The following is a 19,726-nucleotide window of genomic DNA, read 5'->3' on the forward strand; positions in this document are numbered from 1 at the left end:
AGAGTGAAGTTTTGACGTCGCTGTCACCTGAGGCAATACTTCTATTGCGCCGACGGTGGTGTTTGGAGGGCTGAGGAAATGTCGAAAGCGCCCAACCCTGTTGACAAATATGTCGGCAGTCGCGTGCGCATGCGCCGCATCATGTTGGGCATGAGCCAGGAAAAGCTCGGTGAAGCTTTGGGCCTGACATTCCAGCAAGTCCAGAAGTACGAGAAGGGCACAAACCGGGTCGGCGCGAGCCGTATTCAGCAGATTGCCGAGATTCTCCAGGTGCCGGTATCGTTCCTGTTCGAAGGCGGACCGAGCGGCGTGGCCGGCCCGAACGGCTTCGCTGAAGGCGCTTCGCCCTCCTACGTCTCTGACTTCCTCGCAACCTCCGAAGGGCTCGCGCTGACCAAGGCGTTCACCCGAATCAGCGATTCGAAGCTGCGCCGCTCGATCGTCGATCTCGTCGAGCAGATCGCCGCCCGCGAGGGGCCCGACAAGCGCTGACGCGCCACTTCATTCCGATTTGAGACTGCGCCAAATCTGGCCTATGTCGTCATTTGCGGGCGCGCTTCAGCGCACATCCGCTCCGATGATGTGATTCGAAGGCGCAGATAATTCCATGGCCAGATCCAATTCGTTCGATTCCCAAACCATTCTCGATGGTATCCGCCGCTGGGTGGAGATCGAGACGCCCACGGAAGTGCCCGAACAAGTCAACAAGCTGACCTCGCTGGTTGCCGAGCATTATCGCGACCTGCCCGTCACGCTCGAACGCGTCGCCGGCACCGATGGCTGCGGTGATCATCTCGTGGTGCGTTCGACCTGGGGTCAGGACCGCCCTGGTATCCTGGTGCTCAGTCATCTCGATACCGTTCACCCCATGGGCTTCATCGCGCGCCTGCCGTTCAAGGTCGAAGGCGACAGCGCGTTCGGTCCCGGCATCTACGACATGAAGGGCGGCGCCTACATCGCCTATCACGCCTTTCGCGAGCTTTGCACCGCGGAAGGTCGTTCCCCGCTCGGCATCACCCACATGTTCAACTCCGACGAGGAGATCGGCAGTCCCACCTCACGCGCCCTGATCGAGAAGGAAGGGCGCAAGGCCAAATACGTGCTGGTGACGGAGCCGGCGCGCGACGGCGGCAAGATCGTCACCGGACGCAAGGGCGTCGGCCGGTTCCAGGTGTTCATCAAGGGCGTGCCCGCGCATGCCGGCTCGCGGCCCGAGGATGGCCGCAGCGCGGTCCGCGAGCTCGCCAATGTCATTCACGCGCTCGAAGCGATGAACGATTTGACGCGCGGCGTCACCGTCAATGTCGGCGTGGTGCGCGGCGGCACGCGTCCCAACGTGACGCCGGAAGACGCCTATGCCGAAGTCGATCTGCGCGTGCCGAGCGTCGCCGACGCAGACGAGTTCGTCGGCAAGATCCTCGGACTGACATCGAAGACCGAAGGCGTCACTGTGAAGGTCACGGGCGAGCTCAATCGTCCGCCTTACGAGAAGGGCAATGCGGGCGCCTCGCTGTACGAGCACGCCAAGACGATCGCCGCAGAGATCGGCTTCGAGCTGATCGACACCCACACCGGCGGCGGCTCGGACGGTAATTTCACGGCGCCGCACACCGGCACGCTCGACGGGCTCGGCGTCGACGGCAAGGGCGCGCACACCCATTATGAGCAGATCTACGTCTCCTCGCTCGAGCCGCGCGCGCGGCTGCTCTACCGCCTGTACCAGACGCTGCGATGAGCGAGCGAAAATCAGATCCCGAGCGGGAGGACAGCGAGCGCGCCTTCTTCGGACGCCGCAAGGGACACAAGCTCCGGCAGCACCAGGCCGAACTGGTCGATCATTTGCTGCCGCATCTTTCGCTCGACATCGCGACTGCGGCGCCGGCGAATGCCGGCGAGATCTTCGATCCCGCGGCCGATGATGTGCGGCTCGAGATCGGCTTCGGCGGCGGAGAGCATCTTGCCGCGGAGGCGCAAAGCTTTCCCACCACCGGCTTCATCGGCTGCGAGCCCTATGTCAACGGCATGGCAAAAATCCTCGCGCAGATCGAGGCCGGCAACATCGGCAATATCCGCCTGCTTGCGGGCGATGCCGCCGAGCTGCTGGCCTGGCTGCCGAAGGCCTCGCTATCGCGGATCGACCTGATCCATCCCGATCCCTGGCCGAAGCGTCGGCACTGGAAGCGGCGGTTTGTTCAGGACAGGACGATCGTCGCGATGGCGCGCGTGCTGAAGGCAGGCGGCGAATTCCGCTTCGTCTGCGACATCGACGATTACTGCGCCTGGACGCTGTCGCACCTGTCGCGCTCGCCGGATTTCCAATGGCTCGCGGAATGCGCCGATGATTTTCGGCAGCCCTGGGCCGGCTATACGATGACGCGCTATGGCCGGAAAGCGGCGCGCGAGGGACGCAAGGCGGCTTATCTGCGATTCAGAAGAAGCTAGATCGGCTGCCGGTTGCGCCAGAAATTCACGACGCGTTCGGCGGTCGCCGGCATCAGGCGCGTGAAATTGTTGCGCGCCGCCTCGATGTCGGCATCGGCCGGCTTGCGATGCGGGCCGTACCACAACAGGATCAGCGCGCGCACCGTGGGCCAGCCGAGATTCAAGAATCGGCCCAGGATCAGAATCGGATCGTAGCGATCGCCCGCGATCAGGCGATCGAGGATCGTGAGCCGGACGCCGGCCATCGCCGAGAGCGAAGCGATCGACTCCTCGTATTTTTGCGCCTTGGCGAAGCCGAGCAGCGCGCTCTCGCCGAGATGGCCGCCGCGATACAGACCCAGCACCGTGCGTTGCGCGGCCGAGAAATCGCGCCGCGGGCCGGGCGGCAGCGCGGCCTCCTCGATCGCGACCATGGTACGCTTGATCTCGACCTGGCGCGACGGATTGACCACGCTGGAGAGGCGGCGGCGAATGACGCCGAGCGTGCCGTTCAGAAGCTCTTTGAGATGCTCGCCGGAAAGATCCTCGCGCTGGCCGATCTTGAGCGTCAGCACACCGTCCTGGCTGGCGCGCTTGATCAGTTCCGAATAGCCGCCGTCTGAGAACGTCGCGCCGGCGTTGCTGGCGGCGCGGCGCACCACGTCGCGATCGCCGCGCTCGACCAGCACGTCGGTGATGTCGGCCGACAATATCGGCCGCTCCGTTATCGCCAGCAGATGACCCTGGCCCTTCAGCCGCGCGATCTCGACGAGCGCGGCGTCATCGAGCACGGGCGAGCGGCGCAGCACCGGAGCCGCCACCATGATTTCATTCTCGCGGGCGAGCTCGCCGACCAGATGAGGCGGTGCATTGTCCAGGTACGAGAAGCGCTCGGCAAGATCGGCGCGCGCAGCAAGCTCGGCGTGCGGGACGAGATCGATCAGGAGATTGTCGAAGAGATCGACGAGGTCGGGACGGAGTTTTGCGGCATCCTGAAAGAACAGCGCGGCGATGGCGCGCGCGATCTCGCCACGGCGCCGGGGATCGCTGCGTTTGACGATATCGTCCAGTCCTGGAATGAGCGACGTGGCAACGGTCATGGAACGCAACTCGAATCTGGCACGCCGTGGGCGCGCCATAGGCTCAAGCCGCCCCACAACCGGGAAATTTAGGCCTCCTTGATGAAGGAAGCGTTGCTCCGTGGCCGCCGGACCGGGCGCAAAAAGGCCCCTCCGGCCTGCGATGGGCCTTGTCCGCGAGGGTGGAAGGCGCTATATCAGCGGCAATTCATCTTCTCATACGATCCGCGTAGTGAGAGTGGGCCCGAAAGGACCCGCTCTTTTTTATTACCTGAACGCGGCTTGGCGGAAGATGCGCGCCCCGACGTGTCGGGACGAAGAGTTCCGAAGCAGGCTCTGCAATCTTAGCCTGCGCAAGTCGTTAACCTAGCCTTAACCATCGAGCGCCCCGATCCTGGATATGACCGAACCGAATACTGGTTCCACGGATGCCGAATTGCTGACCGAGCCGCGGCTTGTGGTCGAGCCGGGCGTGGCCGCGCGCGTGTCTGCGGTCGCCGGTCCTGTGCTCGAGGGCATGGGCTACCGGCTGGTGCGGATCCGCATCTCCGGCGAGGCCGGCTGCACCGTGCAGATCATGGCTGAACGTCCGGACGGCTCGATGCAGATCGAGGATTGCGAGGCGATCTCGCGGGCGCTGTCGCCGGTGCTCGACGTCGCCGACCCTATCGAGCGTGCCTATCGGCTGGAAGTTTCCTCGCCCGGGATCGACCGGCCGCTGGTGCGGCGCTCCGATTTCGAACGGTATACGGGTCATCTCGTCAAGATCGACATGGCGGTCGCCCATGAGGGACGGAAGCGGTTCCGCGGCAAGATCACGGGCGTCGAAGGCGACGGCGTTCGGCTGATGCGTGACGACGTCAAGGGCGGCGACGATGTCGAGGTTCTCCTGGTGATGGAGGATATCGGCGAGGCGCGGCTGGTGCTGACCGACGAGCTGATCGCGCAATCCATGCGCCGCGGCAAGGCCGAGGCGCGCGAGATGCGCCGCAATCTTGGCCTGGAGGCGCCCGCTGCGCCGCACGCCAGCATCAGCGAGAAAACCACCAAGAACACCAAGCCGCAAAAGAAGCCGGCCCCGACCAATACAAAGAAACATCGCCTTGCCGCCGACCGCGCGCGGCGCGGCGAGATCGAGCCTGACGAAGGAGACTAGCCATGGCAGTCAGTGCCAATCGACTTGAACTGCTCCAGATCGCCGACGCCGTTGCTCGCGAGAAATCGATCGACCGCGGCATCGTCATCGCGGCGATGGAGGACGCCATCGCCAAGGCCGCGCGGGCACGTTACGGCAGCGAAACTGACGTTCATGCCGAGATCGACCCGAAGAAGGGCGAACTCCGGCTGTCGCGCCACATGCTGGTGGTCGACAATGTCGAAAACCACTCCAACCAGATCTCGCTGGTGGATGCGCAGCGCGCCAATCCCGGCGCCCAGGTCGGCGACACCATCGCCGACACCCTGCCGCCGCTGGAATACGGCCGCATTGCCGCGCAGTCGGCCAAGCAGGTGATCGTGCAGAAGGTGCGCGAGGCCGAGCGCGACCGGCAATATCAGGAATTCAAGGACCGCATTGGCGACATCGTCAACGGCGTCGTCAAGCGCGTCGAATACGGCAGCGTGATCGTCGATCTCGGCCGTGGCGAAGCCATCATCCGCCGCGACGAGATGCTGCCGCGCGAGGTGTTCCGCAACGGCGACCGCGTCCGCGCCTATATTTTCGACGTCCGCCGCGAGACGCGCGGCCCGCAGATCTTTTTGTCCCGCACCCATCCGCAGTTCATGGCAAAACTGTTCGCGCAGGAAGTGCCGGAAATCTATGACGGCATCGTCGAGATCAAGGCTGTGGCCCGCGATCCGGGTTCGCGCGCGAAAATCGGCGTGATTTCCCGCGATTCCTCGGTCGATCCGGTCGGCGCCTGCGTCGGCATGCGCGGCTCGCGCGTGCAGGCCGTGGTGAACGAATTGCAGGGCGAGAAGATCGACATCATTCCGTGGTCGCCCGACATCGCGACCTTCGTGGTCAACGCGCTGGCCCCGGCCGAAGTGTCCAAGGTCGTCATCGACGAGGACCGCGAGCGCATCGAGGTCGTGGTGCCCGACACCAACAACCAGCTTTCGCTGGCGATCGGCCGCCGCGGCCAGAACGTCCGCCTCGCCTCGCAGCTCACCGGCTGGGACATCGACATCCTGACCGAGCAGGAGGAATCGGAGCGCCGCCAGGCCGACTTCGAGAACTCCACCCGCGTCTTCATGGAATCGCTCAATGTCGACGAGGTGGTCGGCCAGTTGCTCGCGTCCGAAGGCTTCACCTCGGTCGAGGAACTCGCGATGGTGGACATCAAGGAACTCGCCGGCATCGAGGGCTTTGACGAGGAGACCGCCCAGGAACTCCAGAATCGCGCCCGCGAATATCTCGATCAGCAAGAAGCCGAGATCGAGGCCCGGCGCAGGGAACTCGGCGTCGAGGACGCGGTCAAGGACGTGCCCGGCGTGACCTTGAAGATGCTGGTGAAGTTCGGCGAGAACGACATCAAGTCGGTCGACGACCTCGCCGGCTGCGCCACCGACGATCTGGTCGGCTGGACCGAGCGCAAGGAAGGCGGCGAGCAGACCAAGTTTGCCGGCGCGCTCGATGGCCTCGGCGTCTCGCGGGACGATGCGGAAGCCATGATTATGCAGGCGCGCGTCAAGGCGGGCTGGATCACCGAGGCTGATTTGGCCAAGCCGGCCGAAGAGGCCGAGGCCGCCGAAGATCAACCTGCTTAAGGGCGAAGGAGGATGTCGCCCGGATGCTTGCCAGCACTGACCCCGAACTTGACCATGGACCGCGGACCGAAAAGTCCGCGACCATGCGGATGTGCGTGGTCAGCCGCGAGGTCCGGCCGATCGACGAGCTGATCCGCTTCGTCGTTTCGCCCCAAGGCGACATAGTTCCAGATCTCAAGCGCAAGCTGCCCGGACGGGGCATGTGGGTTACGGCTTCGCGACAGGTGGTTGCGGAAGCGGTCCGTCGTCACCAATTTACCAAAGCCTTCAAGCGCGACCTGCGCATTCCTCCGACGCTTCCCGCCGACATCGAGGCGCTCCTGGTTCGGAGCGTGACCGAAGCCCTTGGGATTGCTGCCAAGGCGCGGCAGATCGTTGCCGGCTTCGGCAAGGTCGAGAGCGCCCTGCGGGGAGGCACGGTCGAGGTCCTGATCCATGCCAGCGACGGGGCCGCGGACGGAATCCGCAAATTGGACATGCTGGCGAGGCAAAATGACGAAAATGGCGGTCCCAGGCCGCCGATTCCCGTCGTTACCGCACTGAAATCGATAGAATTGGATTTGGCACTTACCCGGTCAAATGTGATACATGCTGCCCTGCTCGCGGGCCCGGCGAGCAAGACATTCCTGTCACGTAGCCAGATGCTGGTCCGATACCGGCTGGCGGACGATGACAAGACTGCCGAAAAGCACGGCCAGGATTTCTAAGAGACAACGATCACCCGATAGAACGGTGCGGCAACGCACAACGTTAACTAAGATCAGGATTAGGACTGCTGAATGGTTGATACTAAGACCCCTGACGACAAGAAGCTGAGCGTTCCGAGCAAGACGCTATCGCTCAAGCCGCGCGTCGAAACGGGCACCGTGCGCCAGAGCTTCAGCCATGGCCGCAGCAAGCAGGTCGTGGTCGAGAAGCGCGGCAAGCGCCGCGTCGACGGCAGCCCCGAGCCGCAAGCTCCCGCCGCCGTTGTCGCAAGGCCGGCTCCGGCCGCGCCTGCGCCCGCTCCTGCACGCCAGGCGCCGCCGCGTAACGCCGGCTCCGGCGTGGTGCTGCGCACGCTGACCGAAGACGAACGTTCCGCCCGCGCCAGCGCGCTGGCGGACGCCAAGGTGCGCGAAGTCGAAGAGCGCCGCCAGGCTGAAGACGAAGCCCAGCGCCGCGCCGTGCGTGAAAGCGCCGAGCGTGTCGAGCGCGAAGCCGCCGAAGCCCGCCGCAAGGCCGAGGACGAACGTCATCGCCACGAAGAGGAAGCCAAGCGCAAGGCCGAGACCGAGGCCAAGAAGCGCTTTGGCGAGGGCGAGCAGTCGCAAGCCGGGGCACGCACTGCGACAGCCGCACCGGCGGCAAGCGCACCGCGGTCCTCCGCACCGGCCGCAGCGCGACCTGCTACGACCACAGGGCGCCCCGCAACGACCACTGCGCGACCTGCGACCACAACCGCACAGCGGCCCGGCGCGCCGGGTCGTGCTCCCGGCGTCGCGGCCGGACCGGACGAAGATGATGGTCCGCGCCAGATCCGCCGTGGTCCCGGCGGCGCCATGCGTCCCGTGGCAGCCCCCAAGACCACCCACAAGCCGGCTCCGCAGAAGGAACGCGGTCGCCTGACGCTCGTCACGGCGCTCAATGCCGACGAGGTGCGCGAGCGCTCGATCGCCTCGTTCCGCCGCCGTACCCAGCGCCTGAAGGGCCATGCCTCGAACGAGCCGAAGGAAAAGCTGATCCGCGAGGTGATCATTCCGGAAGCGATCACCATCCAGGAACTCGCCAACCGCATGGCCGAGCGCGCGGTCGACGTCATCCGCATGCTGATGAAGCAGGGCGCGATGCACAAGATCACCGACGTGATCGATGCCGACACCGCGCAGCTGATCGCCGAAGAGCTCGGCCACACCGTCAAGCGCGTTGCCGCCTCCGACGTTGAAGAAGGCCTGTTCGACGCTATCGAGGACTCCACCGACACCGAGACGCGGTCGCCTGTGGTGACCGTGATGGGCCACGTCGATCACGGCAAGACTTCGCTGCTCGACGCGCTTCGTCATGCCAACGTGGTCTCCGGCGAAGCCGGCGGCATCACCCAGCATATCGGCGCCTATCAGGTGCTGTCGCCCGAAAGCGGCAAGAAGATCACCTTCATCGACACGCCCGGCCACGCCGCGTTCACCGCGATGCGCGCCCGCGGCGCCAAGGTCACCGACATCGTCGTGCTGGTGGTTGCGGCCGATGACGGCGTCATGCCGCAGACGGTCGAAGCCATCAACCACGCCAAGGCGGCGCGCGTGCCGATCATTGTTGCCATCAACAAGATCGACAAGCCCGACGCCAAGCCCGAACGCGTCCGCACCGAGCTGCTTCAGCACGAAGTGCAGGTCGAGTCGTTCGGCGGCGAAGTCGTCGACGTCGAAGTGTCTGCCAAGAACAAGACCAATCTCGACAAGCTGCTCGAAATGATCGCGCTCCAGGCCGACATCCTCGACCTGAAGACCAATTCGGAGCGCCCGGCCGAAGGCACCGTGATCGAGGCCAAGCTCGATCGCGGCCGTGGTCCGGTCGCGACCGTGCTGGTCCAGCGCGGCACGCTCCGTGTCGGCGACATCATCGTCGCCGGCGCCGAGATGGGCCGCGTCCGCGCACTGATCTCCGATCAGGGCGAGACGGTTCAGGAAGCAGGTCCGTCGGTTCCGGTCGAGGTGCTCGGCTTCAACGGTCCGCCGGAAGCCGGCGACCGCCTCGCCGTCGTCGAGAATGAAGCCCGCGCCCGCCAGATCACCAGCTACCGCGCGCACCAGAAGCGCGAGAACGCGGCTGCCTCGATCTCCGGCATGCGCGGCTCGCTCGAGCAGATGATGTCGCAGTTGAAGACGGCGGGCCGCAAGGAATTCCCGCTGATCATCAAGGCCGACGTGCAGGGCTCGCTGGAAGCCATCCTCGGCTCGCTGGAGAAGCTCGGCACCGACGAAGTCGCAGCCCGCATCCTGCATGCCGGCGTCGGCGGCATCTCGGAATCGGACGTTACGCTCGCGGAAGGCTTCAACGCCGCGATCATCGGCTTCAGCGTTCGTGCGAACAAGGAAGCCGCTGCCGCCGCCAAGCGCAACGGCATCGAGATCCGCTACTACAACATCATCTACGACCTCGTGGACGACGTGAAGAAGGCGATGAGCGGTTTGCTCGCGCCGACCTTGCGCGAAACCATGCTGGGCAACGCTTCGATCCTGGAGATCTTCAACATCTCCAAGGTCGGCAAGGTTGCCGGCTGCCGCGTCACCGACGGCACCGTGGAACGCGGCGCCAATGTGCGCCTGATCCGCGACAACGTCGTCGTGCACGAAGGCAAGCTGTCGACACTGAAGCGCTTCAAGGACGAAGTGAAGGAAGTCCAGTCCGGTCAGGAATGCGGCATGGCCTTCGAGAACTATCACGACATGCGTGCCGGTGACGTGATCGAGTGTTATCGCGTGGAGACGATCCAGCGCTCCCTGTAAGTCCAAATCTTACCGAAGCGCGCGGATCTTTTTGAACTGAAATTGCGGGAGTGCGATGGCCGGATTTATTCCGGCCATCCGTCTCTCATTCGTTTCAACGAGACAAATGACAATGCCCGTGTCCCATATGCGGGCATGACGAGGTGATTTTCGTACTATGCCCCGCCATCATCAGAAGAAAAGTTCCGCGCCCGGCGGCTCGCAGCGACAGCTGCGCGTCGGCGAACAGGTTCGCCACGCGATAGCCGAGATTCTGGCGCAAGGCAGTGTGCATGATGCGGACCTCGAAGGTCACATCATCACCGTGCCGGAGGTGCGGATGTCGCCCGACCTGAAGCTCGCAACAATCTACGTGATGCCGCTCGGTGGCCGCGACACCGAGGTGGTTCTCGCTGCGCTCGAGCGCAACAAGAAATTCCTCCGCGGCGACGTCGCGCGGCGCGTTAACCTGAAATTTGCACCTGATCTTCGTTTCCGCGTCGACGAACGATTCGACGAAGCGGAACGGATCGAGAAGCTTTTACGAACACCTGCGGTGCAGAAGGACCTGGAACAGGATCCGGATTCGGATCGGGAAGAAGAACGATGATGATGGACCCGGCTCACGGCATGATCGGCGGCGAAGAGGCCGATCAGCACGACATGCAGAAAAATAATTTTGCAGACGTCGGCGGCAATGTTCAGCCGCAGCAGGAGGCGCGTCGCGTCAACAATGATCCTCGTGCCAACAAGCAGCAGAAGAGTCAGCAGCCACGCCGCGACCGGCGCGACGTGCACGGCTGGGTCGTGCTCGACAAGCCGATCGGAATGACCTCGACGCAGGCGGTCGCCGTGCTCAAGCGCTTGTTCAACGCCAAGCGCGCGGGACACGCCGGCACGCTCGATCCGCTCGCCTCCGGCGGCCTGCCGATTGCGCTCGGAGAGGCCACCAAGACGGTTCCCTTCGTCATGGACGGGCGCAAGCGCTACCAGTTCACTGTGTGCTGGGGCGAGGAACGTGACACCGACGACATCGAGGGCCGAGCCACCGCGACCTCCGACCAGCGCCCGACCCGGGAGGCGATCGAGGCTCTGCTGCCGCGTTTCACTGGCGTAATCGAGCAGGTTCCACCGCGCTATTCAGCGATCAAGGTCCAGGGCGAGCGCGCCTATGACCTCGCCCGTGATGGCGAGATCGTGGAACTGGCTCCTCGCCCGGTCGAGATTCACCATTTAACCCTTGTAGATCAACCAGATAGCGACAGGTCCGTGTTCGAAGCCGAGTGCGGCAAGGGGACTTATGTCCGGGCGCTGGCCCGCGATATGGGCCGGATTCTCGGCACTTACGGCCATATCTGCGCGCTGCGGAGGACCCTGGTCGGCCCATTCGGCGAGAACGACATGATTCCGCTGGATCAGCTGGAGGCTTTGTGCGATAGAGCCGCGTCCGGCGAGGGCAGCCTCGCCGACGCGCTTATGCCCGTTGAGACCGCGCTGGACGACATCCCGGCACTGGCCGTCACTCGGGCTGATGCGGCAAGGCTCCATCGGGGCCAGGCCGTTTTATTGCGCGGACGGGATGCGCCCACTAGTAGCGGCACAGTCTATGTCACGGTGGCAGGCCGTCTTCTGGCGCTTGCTGAAGTTGGCAATGGCGAAATCATCCCCAAGCGTGTGTTCAACCTGACCGGCCTGACTGCCAGCTCCGGTCGCAACGAGAGAAATTGACGATGTCGATTGCCGCAGAACGCAAAGCGGAAGTCATCAAGACGAATGCCAACAAAGCCGGCGACACCGGTTCGCCAGAGGTGCAGGTCGCGATCCTGTCGGAACGCATCACCAACCTCACGAGCCATTTCAAGACCCACGTGAAGGACAACCATTCGCGTCGCGGCCTCTTGAAGCTGGTGTCGACCCGCCGCTCGCTCCTCGACTATGTGAAGAAGAAGGACGAGGCGCGCTACAAGGCGCTGCTCGAGAAGCACAACATTCGTCGTTAAGAGCTCTTGCGCGCGCCAACGGCGCGCGTTTTTGCGCGTGATTCGAGCGAAAGCGCTTATTTTAAGCTTTTTGATCGAGGCTCACGCGCACGTCGGGTGCGAGCCAATGATGATTCGCATCCGGGGCATGATGAGCGAAGACCGCTATTCGGTGTTCGCGTTCGTGCCGACTGACAGTCCAGCAGCAATCCGGCGGCTGGGCGCAACGGGCAAGGCGCCCGTATGACCCGAAAGGATGGACGCCATCCGAAATCCGAAAACCATGGCAGGATCGCAGGACGCTGATCGCCCGCTCAGATCAGCGTCCCGCAATCTTGACATGGTTTTTGTTTTTCGAGCCGTCCCTTCTTTCGAGAACCCATGAAAGAAGACCTCTATGTTCAATAAGCATTCAGTCGAGATCGATTGGGGCGGACGCCCCCTCAAGCTCGAGACCGGCAAGATCGCCCGCCAGGCCGACGGCGCCGTCGTCGCCACCTATGGCGAGACCGTGGTGCTCGCCACCGTCGTCGCCGCGAAGTCGCCGCGTGAAGGCGTCGACTTCCTGCCGCTGACCGTCGACTACCAGGAAAAGACCTACGCCGCGGGCCGCATTCCCGGCGGCTATTTCAAGCGCGAGGGCCGTCCGACCGAGAAAGAGACGCTGGTCTCCCGCCTGATCGACCGTCCGATCCGTCCGCTGTTCGTCGACGGCTGGCGCAACGAGACCCAGGTGATCGTCACCGTGCTGTCGCACGACATGGAAAACGATCCCGATATCGTCGCGCTGGTGGCGTCGTCCGCTGCGCTGACCCTGTCCGGCGCGCCCTTCAAGGGCCCGATCGGCGCAGCACGCGTCGGTTTCGCCAATGACGAGTTCATCCTCAACCCGACGCTCGACGAGATGGTCGACACCCAGCTCGACCTCGTCGTCGCCGGCACCGCCGACGCCGTCCTGATGGTGGAATCGGAAGCCAAGGAACTGAACGAAGACATCATGCTCGGCGCGGTGATGTTCGGTCACCGCCACTTCCAGCCGGTCATCAAAGCGATCATCGAGCTCGCCGAGAAGGCCGCCAAGGAGCCGCGCGAAGTCACTACGATCGACAATTCGGCGCTCGAAAAGGAAATGCTCGGCCTCGTCGAGCAGGAGCTGCGCGCCGCCTACGCCATTCCGGTCAAGCAGGATCGCTACGCCGCGGTCGGCAAGGTCAAGGAAAAGGTGATCGCCCATTATTTCCCCGAAGGGCAGGAGCCGAAATACGACAAGCTGCGCATCGGTGGCGTGTTCAAGGAGCTCGAAGCGAAGATCGTTCGCTGGAACATCCTCGACACCGGCAAGCGCATCGACGGCCGTGACAGCAAGACCGTGCGCAACATCATCGCCGAAGTCGGCGTGCTGCCCCGCGCTCACGGCTCGGCGCTGTTCACCCGCGGCGAGACCCAGGCGGTGGTCGTGACCACGCTCGGCACCGGCGAGGACGAGCAGTATATCGACGCGCTGTCGGGAACGTACAAAGAGACGTTCCTGCTGCACTACAACTTCCCTCCCTACTCGGTCGGTGAGACCGGTCGCCTCGGCGGCACCAAGCGCCGCGAGATCGGCCACGGCAAGCTTGCCTGGCGCGCGATCCACCCGGTGCTGCCGCCGCATCACGAGTTCCCGTACACGATCCGCGTGGTCTCGGAGATCACCGAGTCCAACGGCTCCTCGTCGATGGCTTCGGTCTGCGGCGCCTCGCTCGCGCTGATGGACGCCGGCGTGCCGTTGAAGCGGCCGACCGCGGGCATCGCGATGGGCCTGATCCTCGAAGACAAGCGCTTCGCGGTTCTCTCGGACATCCTCGGTGACGAGGACCATCTCGGCGACATGGACTTCAAGGTCGCCGGCACCGAGCAGGGCATCACCTCGCTCCAGATGGACATCAAGATCGAGGGCATCACCGAGGAGATCATGAAGGTCGCACTCGGCCAGGCCAAGGATGGGCGTATCCACATCCTCGGCGAGATGTCGAAGGCGCTCACCAACGCCCGCGCAGAGCTCGGCGAATACGCGCCGCGCATCGAGACCTTCAAGATCGCCACCGACAAGATCCGCGAAGTGATCGGCACCGGCGGCAAGGTGATCCGCGAGATCGTCGAGAAGACCGGCGCCAAGGTCAACATCGAGGACGACGGCACCGTGAAGGTCGCTTCCAGCGACGGCGAGGCGATGAAGGCCGCGATCAAGTGGATCAAGTCGATCGCGTCCGATCCGGAAGTCGGCCAGATCTACGAAGGCACCGTCGTCAAGGTGATGGAGTTCGGCGCCTTCGTGAACTTCTTCGGCTCCAAGGACGGCCTCGTCCACATCAGCCAGCTCGCTTCGGCGCGCGTGCAGAAGACCTCCGACGTCGTCAAGGAAGGCGACAAGGTCAAGGTCAAGCTGCTCGGCTTCGACGACCGCGGCAAGACCCGCCTGTCGATGAAGGCGGTTGACCAGGCCACCGGCGAGGACCTCGAGGCCAAGGGCGGCGACGGCGAGAAGGCCCCGCGCGAAGCGGCCGGCGAGTAAATCGCTCCGCACCATCTGAAACACGAAGGGCGGCCTCTCGGCCGCCCTTTTTGTTTGAGGTGCGCTGATTGCCGGGATCAGGCGGCGAGGTCGAACCGGTCGAGGTTCATCACCTTGGTCCAGGCCTTGGCAAAGTCCTGCACGAACTGCTGCTTGGCGTCGGACGAGGCATAGACCTCGGCGAAGGCGCGGAGCTGCGAGTGCGCGCCGAAGATCAGATCGGCGCGCGTGCCGGTCCACTTCACCGCGTTGGTCTTGCGGTCGCGTGCTTCGTAGGTGCCGTCAGCAGCCGGCGCCCATTGCGTGCTCATGTCGAGCAGGTTGACGAAGAAGTCGTTGCTCAGCGTGCCGACCTTCGAGGTCAGGACGCCGTGCTTCGAATTGCCCGCATTGGCGCCGAGCACACGCAGGCCGCCGACGAGCACGGTCAGCTCGGGGCCCGAGAGCCTCAGAAGCTGCGCGCGATCGACGAGGGCCTCTTCCTGCTGCAGGAACTGATGCCGCTTGCCGACGAAGTTGCGGAAACCATCGGCCCGCGGCTCCAGCGGAGCAAACGAAGCGGCATCGGTCTGCTCCTGCGAGGCATCCATGCGGCCCGGCTTGAACGCGACCTTGACGTCGACGCCGGCATCCTTCGCGGCCTTCTCGACCGCGGCAGAACCACCGAGGACGATCAGGTCGGCGATCGACACCTTCTTTGCACCGGCCGAAGCGTTGAAGTCCTTCTGGATCGCTTCGAGCTTGCCGAGCACCTTGGAGAGCTGAGCCGGCTGGTTCACCTCCCAGTCCTTCTGGGGGCTGAGACGAATACGCGCGCCGTTGGCGCCGCCACGCTTGTCCGAGCCGCGGAACGTCGACGCCGACGCCCAAGCCGTCGAGACCAGCTCCGGCACCGAGAGGCCTGACGCGAGAATCTTCGTCTTCAGCGATGCGATGTCCTGCTCGCTGGGCAGTTCGTGATTCACGGCCGGGATCGGATCCTGCCAGATCAGCGTTTCCTTCGGCACCAGCGGGCCGAGATAGCGCACGACCGGACCCATGTCGCGATGGGTGAGCTTGAACCAGGCGCGGGCGAACGCGTCCGCGAACTGGTCGGGATGCTCGAGGAAGCGCCGCGAGATCTTCTCATAGGCCGGATCGAGGCGCAGCGAGAGGTCGGTCGTCAGCATCGTCGGCCGGTGCTTCTTCGACTTGTCGAAGGCATCAGGAATGATCGCCTCGGCACCCTTCGCCGTCCACTGGTTCGCACCGCCCGGGCTCTTCGTCAGCTCCCATTCGTACTTGAACAGGTTCTCGAAGAAGTTGTTGCTCCACTTCGTCGGCGTCGTCGTCCATGTCACCTCGAGACCGCTGGTGATGGAATCGCCCGCCAGGCCCGAAGCGTGCTTGCTCTTCCAGCCGAGGCCCTGATCTTCCAGCGCGCCCGCTTCCGGCTCCGGTCCGACCAGCGAGGGATCGCCCGCACCATGGGTCTTGCCGAAGGTATGGCCGCCGGCGATCAGGGCTACGGTTTCCTCGTCGTTCATCGCCATGCGGAAAAAGGTCTCGCGGATGTCCTTTGCCGCGGCGGTCGGATCCGGCTTGCCGTTCGGGCCTTCCGGATTGACGTAGATGAGGCCCATCTGCACGGCGCCGAGCGGCTCGGCGAGCTCGCGTTCGCCGCTGTAGCGTTCGTCGCCCAGCCACGAGCCTTCGGGACCCCAATAGAGCTCTTCCGGCTCCCAGACGTCGGCGCGGCCACCAGCGAAGCCGAAGGTCTTGAAGCCCATCGACTCCAGGGCGACATTGCCGGCGAGCACCATCAAATCGGCCCACGAGAGCTTGCGGCCGTATTTCTGCTTGATCGGCCAGAGCAGCCGGCGCGCCTTGTCGAGGTTGGCGTTGTCAGGCCAGCTGTTGAGCGGGGCGAAACGCTGCTGACCGGCGCCGGCGCCACCGCGGCCGTCCGTGGTGCGATACGTGCCCGCGCTGTGCCAGGCCATACGGATCATGAGACCGCCGTAGTGACCGAAGTCGGCGGGCCACCATTCCTGTGACTCCGTCATCAGCGCGGTCAGGTCCTTGATGACCGCGTTCAGGTCGAGCGACTTGAATTCCTTGGCGTAGTCGAACTCCTTGCCCATCGGATCGGACAGACCGGAATTCTTGTGCAGCATCTCGATGCTGAGCTGGGTTGGCCACCAATCGCGGTTCGCCGGCACGCGTTTTCCACCCGAAAACGGGCACTTTGAAGAGTCGTCCATGAATACCTCCTCTGGTGGCGTCGAACTCGCGCCTTTGACCAGGTAGAACCACTCTAAGCCCGGCATTCCATCAGGGGAAGTTGACTTTAATGATCGCTGCGATAGGATTTTCTGATGGTCAACGTCACTATGCGCCAGCTGCGATATTTCGACGCGCTGGCGCGCCATGGTCATTTCGGCCGCGCGGCGGAATCCTGTTCCATCTCGCAGCCGGCTTTGTCGATGCAGATCAAGGAACTCGAGGAGGCGCTCGGCGGCCTGCTGCTCGAGCGCAGCGCCCGGCAGGTCGCGCTGACCCGGTTTGGTGAGGAGCTTGCGCCACGAGTCCGCGACATCCTGCGCTCGGTCGATGAGCTCGGTGATTTCGCCCGCGCCTCGCAGGATCGCTTCGCGGGTCGCCTGCGCATCGGCATGATCCCGACCATCGCGCCGTATCTGCTGCCCAAGATCACCAAGAATCTCACACGCATGCATCCGGAGCTCGACATCCGCGTGCGCGAAACGATGACGCCGCGGCTGATCCAGGAACTGGTCGAAGGTCGGCTAGACACCGCCATCGTCGCGCTGCCGGTGTCCGAGCCCTCGCTCACCGAGGTGGCGCTGTTCGAGGAAAAATTCCTGCTGGTGCGGCCGGGCACGGATGCGGGAACGCCGGTGCCGTCGCGCGAAATGATGCGCGAGATGCGTCTGTTGCTGCTCGAAGAGGGCCACTGCTTCCGCGACCAGGCGCTGTCGTTCTGCAACATGCAATCGTCACCGCCGCGCGAGATGCTGGATGCGAATTCGCTGTCGACGCTGGTCCAGATGGTCAGCGCCGGCATCGGCGTCACCCTGATTCCGGAGATGGCGGTGTCGGTGGAGACACGATCGGCCTCCGTCTCGCTTTCGCGCTTCCGCGATCCGGAGCCCTCGCGCACCATCGGCATGGTCTGGCGCAAGACCAGCCCACTGGCGCGGCAATTGATGCAAATCTCCGAAGTGGTGTGCCTGTCGGCCGGCAAGGCGCGCCCGCGGCAGGTCGCGCGCAGCCAACGGGCCTGAGCCGGAATTTTCCGAGCTAATCAGGATCATTCAAGTAACCTCACGCGCTCGCGCCGGGTAGCCCCAAAAGGGGGAGCACCAATGTCTGATGCGATCATCCGCCTCGCGCGCGGCGAGGAATATGACGAGATCGCCCGCGTCTGGATGGAGAGCTGGGTCTCGACCGGGCTTGCCGAGGCGAGCAACTTCCTGCTGGCAAATCTGCGTGCGCGCATCCGGCGCGAGATCGAGGGTGGCTGGAGCCTGTTCGTCGCCGACGATCACGGCACGATCGCCGCGATGCTCGCGCTGCATCTGCCAAAACTCTATCTCGACATGCTGTTCGTCGCACCAGCCTATCAGGGCCAATCGCTCGGCCGGCAAATGCTCGCCTTCACGCGCACGCAAATGCCGGACGAGATGTATCTGCGCTGCGTGCGCGAGAACGAAAAGGCCTGGCGCTGGTACGAGCGCGAGGGCTTTGTGTTCGAGAAGGAAGAGATCGAGCCGTCGAACGGGTTTGTGATGAAGTATTACCGGTGGTGCCGGCAGCACCAGACCGGATAGGTGGCGATCGCCGGACGCAGCTTGCGGTTGTCATGATCCCAACCTAGTGTGGCGTCTCCGATGTCTACCTGCCTCTGATCTCCCTGGAATCCATGTTTCGAATTGCTGTCCCGCTGATCGCGCTGCTGTCCCTGCTCGCTGCGACAGCCGCGCAAACCCCTCCCGCAACCACCGCGCCTCCCGCTCAGACCGCACCTCAAGCAAAACCGGTTGCCAAGAAGGCGGCGCCGAAGGCCAAACCGATTGCAAAGCAGCCGGTCGCGACGGAGAGCGGCCCGTGCCGACTTGGCGTGATCTCGGTGATCGGAGACCACTACTCCGTCCAGAAATTTGGCCTCACGATCTTCGAGAATGAGGCGAGCGAGGTTCCAATCGACTGGGGCCTCGATGATCTCGTGTTTGCGCGGGTACGCGCGGCAACGAGCAACGATCCCGCGGTGCGCAGGATCGCCTCTCCCAAGGGCGTCTTCGAGCCTTTCTATAATCCGAAAACGATCCTCATCCGAGATCCCGGAGAGCGTCTGCCGGTGATCGTGCGGAGCTTCACAGCGAATGCGAATTGCGATCGCTATCTCGTCGCGACCACGTTCAAGGCGGAGTTGCCGAACACGCACATGATGCTGAACGGCATCGGCACCTACAATCAGGGTCTCGGCGGCCTCCTCCGGCACTCGCACCTTTTCGCCAATGTTGCAATCACGCTGATCGATGGCCGAAGCTACGAGGAGATCAAGCGTCCCTTTGTGAATTTCGGCGCGAACTTCGCCGCAAGTATGCGATTGACCGAGGACCCGCTCACCAAGCTCGACAACTCGATGTTTCCTGACCCGCCCGCGGCAGCTTCGGCCAACGCGGCGCTGCGCGAGAGGACGCGAGCACTCGTCGCAGACAGGCTCGACCGGGGCCTCCCCGGCTATCTCAAGGAAGACTGAGCCGGGGCATTCTGTACCTGGGTGTAGTGCATTGCGCATTCAAAGCAGACGCGCCATGAATTGCGCGCTGTTCGTCTGCCGCCGATGAAAGGTCCGCGCCATGATCAAGCTCTATTGGTCGCCCCGCTCGCGCTCATTTTCCGCGCTTTGGCTGATGGAAGAAACCGGGCTTCCCTATGAGCGCGTGCTGACCGACATTTCGACCGGCGCGCAGAAGGCGCCGGAGTACTTGAAGGTCAATCCGATGGGCAAGGTGCCGGCGCTTGCCGACGGCGACGCCGCACTCGGCGAGGCCGCGGCGATCTGCGCCTACATCGCCGACCGCTATCCCGAGACGAAGATGGCGCCAGCCGTGACCGACCCGTGCCGCGCGCGCTATCTGCAATGGCTGTTCTTCTCGCCGAGCTGCATCGAGCCCGCCATCATCCAGATCTTCACCAAGATCGAGGTGCCGACCTCGACCGCGGCCTGGGGCAGCGCGACGCAGGTGTTTGATGTGCTGGAAGCGGCGCTCGCCAAGGGGCCGTGGATTCTCGGCGAGGACTTCTCCGCCGCCGACATCACCATCGGTGCAGGCCTGAATTTTGCGGTGCGCCTGTTTAAGATGGTGCCGTCGCGCCCCGTGTTCGACGCCTATCTCGCGCGCTGCATGGCACGGCCGGCATTCCAGCGCGCGGAGAAGATCGCGGCGGGGTAAG

18 protein-coding genes are annotated in these 19,726 nt (G+C 64.0%); 15 read left to right on the top strand and 3 right to left on the bottom strand.

Annotation, left to right across the window (positions count from 1 at the left end):
* The first annotated feature begins 78 nt into the window (after window positions 1–78).
* The 3 genes from ACPPVR_RS00205 (at window position 79) to trmB (ending at window position 2,442) form a co-directional block, all read left to right on the top strand.
* A complete protein-coding gene (locus ACPPVR_RS00205) occupies window positions 79–492 on the top strand; it encodes a helix-turn-helix domain-containing protein (protein WP_426612313.1) in 414 nt (137 codons plus the stop codon).
* Window positions 493–607: 115 nt separating this feature from the next.
* Window positions 608–1,735, top strand: coding sequence for a M20 family metallopeptidase (locus tag ACPPVR_RS00210; protein ID WP_426612314.1), 1,128 nt, complete (start codon window positions 608–610; stop codon window positions 1,733–1,735).
* Window positions 1,732–2,442 (top strand): tRNA (guanosine(46)-N7)-methyltransferase TrmB, encoded by a 711-nt coding sequence (gene trmB / locus ACPPVR_RS00215; protein WP_426612315.1) that lies wholly within the window; start codon window positions 1,732–1,734, stop codon window positions 2,440–2,442. The genes ACPPVR_RS00210 and trmB overlap by 4 nt, the downstream gene beginning before the upstream one ends.
* Here trmB and ACPPVR_RS00220 read toward each other — a convergent pair.
* Window positions 2,439–3,521: a DUF2336 domain-containing protein gene (locus ACPPVR_RS00220; RefSeq protein ID WP_426612316.1), complete on the bottom strand. Its 1,083-nt coding sequence runs from the start codon at window positions 3,519–3,521 to the stop codon at window positions 2,439–2,441. The genes trmB and ACPPVR_RS00220 overlap by 4 nt on opposite strands.
* Before the next feature lie 379 nt (window positions 3,522–3,900).
* On the opposite strand from ACPPVR_RS00220, the gene rimP reads away from it, so the two are divergent.
* The 4 genes from rimP (at window position 3,901) to infB (ending at window position 9,754) form a co-directional block, all read left to right on the top strand.
* Window positions 3,901–4,656: a ribosome maturation factor RimP gene (rimP, locus tag ACPPVR_RS00225; RefSeq protein WP_426612317.1), complete on the top strand. Its 756-nt coding sequence runs from the start codon at window positions 3,901–3,903 to the stop codon at window positions 4,654–4,656.
* A 2-nt stretch (window positions 4,657–4,658) separates the two neighbouring features.
* A complete protein-coding gene (gene nusA / locus ACPPVR_RS00230) occupies window positions 4,659–6,269 on the top strand; it encodes a transcription termination factor NusA (protein ID WP_426612318.1) in 1,611 nt (536 codons plus the stop codon).
* A gap of 23 nt (window positions 6,270–6,292) precedes the next feature.
* The gene (locus tag ACPPVR_RS00235) at window positions 6,293–6,976 is read left to right on the top strand and encodes an RNA-binding protein (protein WP_426612319.1); all 684 of its coding nucleotides are present in this window, start codon (window positions 6,293–6,295) and stop codon (window positions 6,974–6,976) included.
* A 72-nt stretch (window positions 6,977–7,048) separates the two neighbouring features.
* A complete protein-coding gene (infB, locus tag ACPPVR_RS00240; protein ID WP_426612320.1) occupies window positions 7,049–9,754 on the top strand; it encodes a translation initiation factor IF-2 in 2,706 nt (901 codons plus the stop codon).
* 94 nt (window positions 9,755–9,848) lie between these two features.
* Here the strand turns inward: infB and ACPPVR_RS00245 are convergent, their stop codons facing one another.
* A complete protein-coding gene (locus ACPPVR_RS00245; RefSeq protein ID WP_426616342.1) occupies window positions 9,849–10,049 on the bottom strand; it encodes a hypothetical protein in 201 nt (66 codons plus the stop codon).
* On the opposite strand from ACPPVR_RS00245, the gene rbfA reads away from it, so the two are divergent.
* The 4 genes from rbfA (at window position 9,966) to pnp (ending at window position 14,266) form a co-directional block, all read left to right on the top strand.
* Entirely contained in the window at window positions 9,966–10,343 is a 378-nt protein-coding gene (gene rbfA / locus ACPPVR_RS00250) for a 30S ribosome-binding factor RbfA (protein WP_426616293.1), read from the top strand. The genes ACPPVR_RS00245 and rbfA overlap by 84 nt on opposite strands.
* Window positions 10,340–11,461, top strand: coding sequence for a tRNA pseudouridine(55) synthase TruB (gene truB / locus ACPPVR_RS00255; protein ID WP_426612321.1), 1,122 nt, complete (start codon window positions 10,340–10,342; stop codon window positions 11,459–11,461). Before rbfA ends, truB begins: the two co-directional genes overlap by 4 nt.
* Window positions 11,462–11,463: 2 nt before the next feature.
* Complete coding sequence (rpsO, locus tag ACPPVR_RS00260) at window positions 11,464–11,733, top strand: 30S ribosomal protein S15 (protein ID WP_426612322.1); 270 nt, start codon at window positions 11,464–11,466, stop codon at window positions 11,731–11,733.
* A gap of 376 nt (window positions 11,734–12,109) precedes the next feature.
* Window positions 12,110–14,266: a polyribonucleotide nucleotidyltransferase gene (pnp, locus tag ACPPVR_RS00265; RefSeq protein ID WP_426612323.1), complete on the top strand. Its 2,157-nt coding sequence runs from the start codon at window positions 12,110–12,112 to the stop codon at window positions 14,264–14,266.
* A 77-nt stretch (window positions 14,267–14,343) separates the two neighbouring features.
* Here pnp and katG read toward each other — a convergent pair whose 3' ends face one another.
* Complete coding sequence (katG, locus tag ACPPVR_RS00270) at window positions 14,344–16,509, bottom strand: catalase/peroxidase HPI (RefSeq protein ID WP_426612324.1); 2,166 nt, start codon at window positions 16,507–16,509, stop codon at window positions 14,344–14,346.
* A gap of 114 nt (window positions 16,510–16,623) precedes the next feature.
* Here katG and ACPPVR_RS00275 point away from each other — a divergent pair, with 114 nt between their 5' ends.
* From ACPPVR_RS00275 to ACPPVR_RS00290, 4 genes are all read left to right on the top strand, one after another.
* Window positions 16,624–17,550, top strand: a complete 927-nt coding sequence (locus ACPPVR_RS00275) for a LysR substrate-binding domain-containing protein (RefSeq protein ID WP_426612325.1) — start codon at window positions 16,624–16,626, stop codon at window positions 17,548–17,550.
* A gap of 81 nt (window positions 17,551–17,631) precedes the next feature.
* Window positions 17,632–18,096: an N-acetyltransferase family protein gene (locus ACPPVR_RS00280; protein WP_426612326.1), complete on the top strand. Its 465-nt coding sequence runs from the start codon at window positions 17,632–17,634 to the stop codon at window positions 18,094–18,096.
* Window positions 18,097–18,188: 92 nt separating this feature from the next.
* Window positions 18,189–19,028, top strand: a complete 840-nt coding sequence (locus ACPPVR_RS00285; RefSeq protein ID WP_426612327.1) for a hypothetical protein — start codon at window positions 18,189–18,191, stop codon at window positions 19,026–19,028.
* 100 nt (window positions 19,029–19,128) lie between these two features.
* The gene (locus tag ACPPVR_RS00290; RefSeq protein ID WP_426612328.1) at window positions 19,129–19,725 is read left to right on the top strand and encodes a glutathione S-transferase family protein; all 597 of its coding nucleotides are present in this window, start codon (window positions 19,129–19,131) and stop codon (window positions 19,723–19,725) included.
* Window position 19,726 lies beyond the last annotated feature (1 nt).

The organism is Bradyrhizobium sp. McL0616, assembly GCF_049993385.1.
Lineage (GTDB): Bacteria > Pseudomonadota > Alphaproteobacteria > Rhizobiales > Xanthobacteraceae > Bradyrhizobium.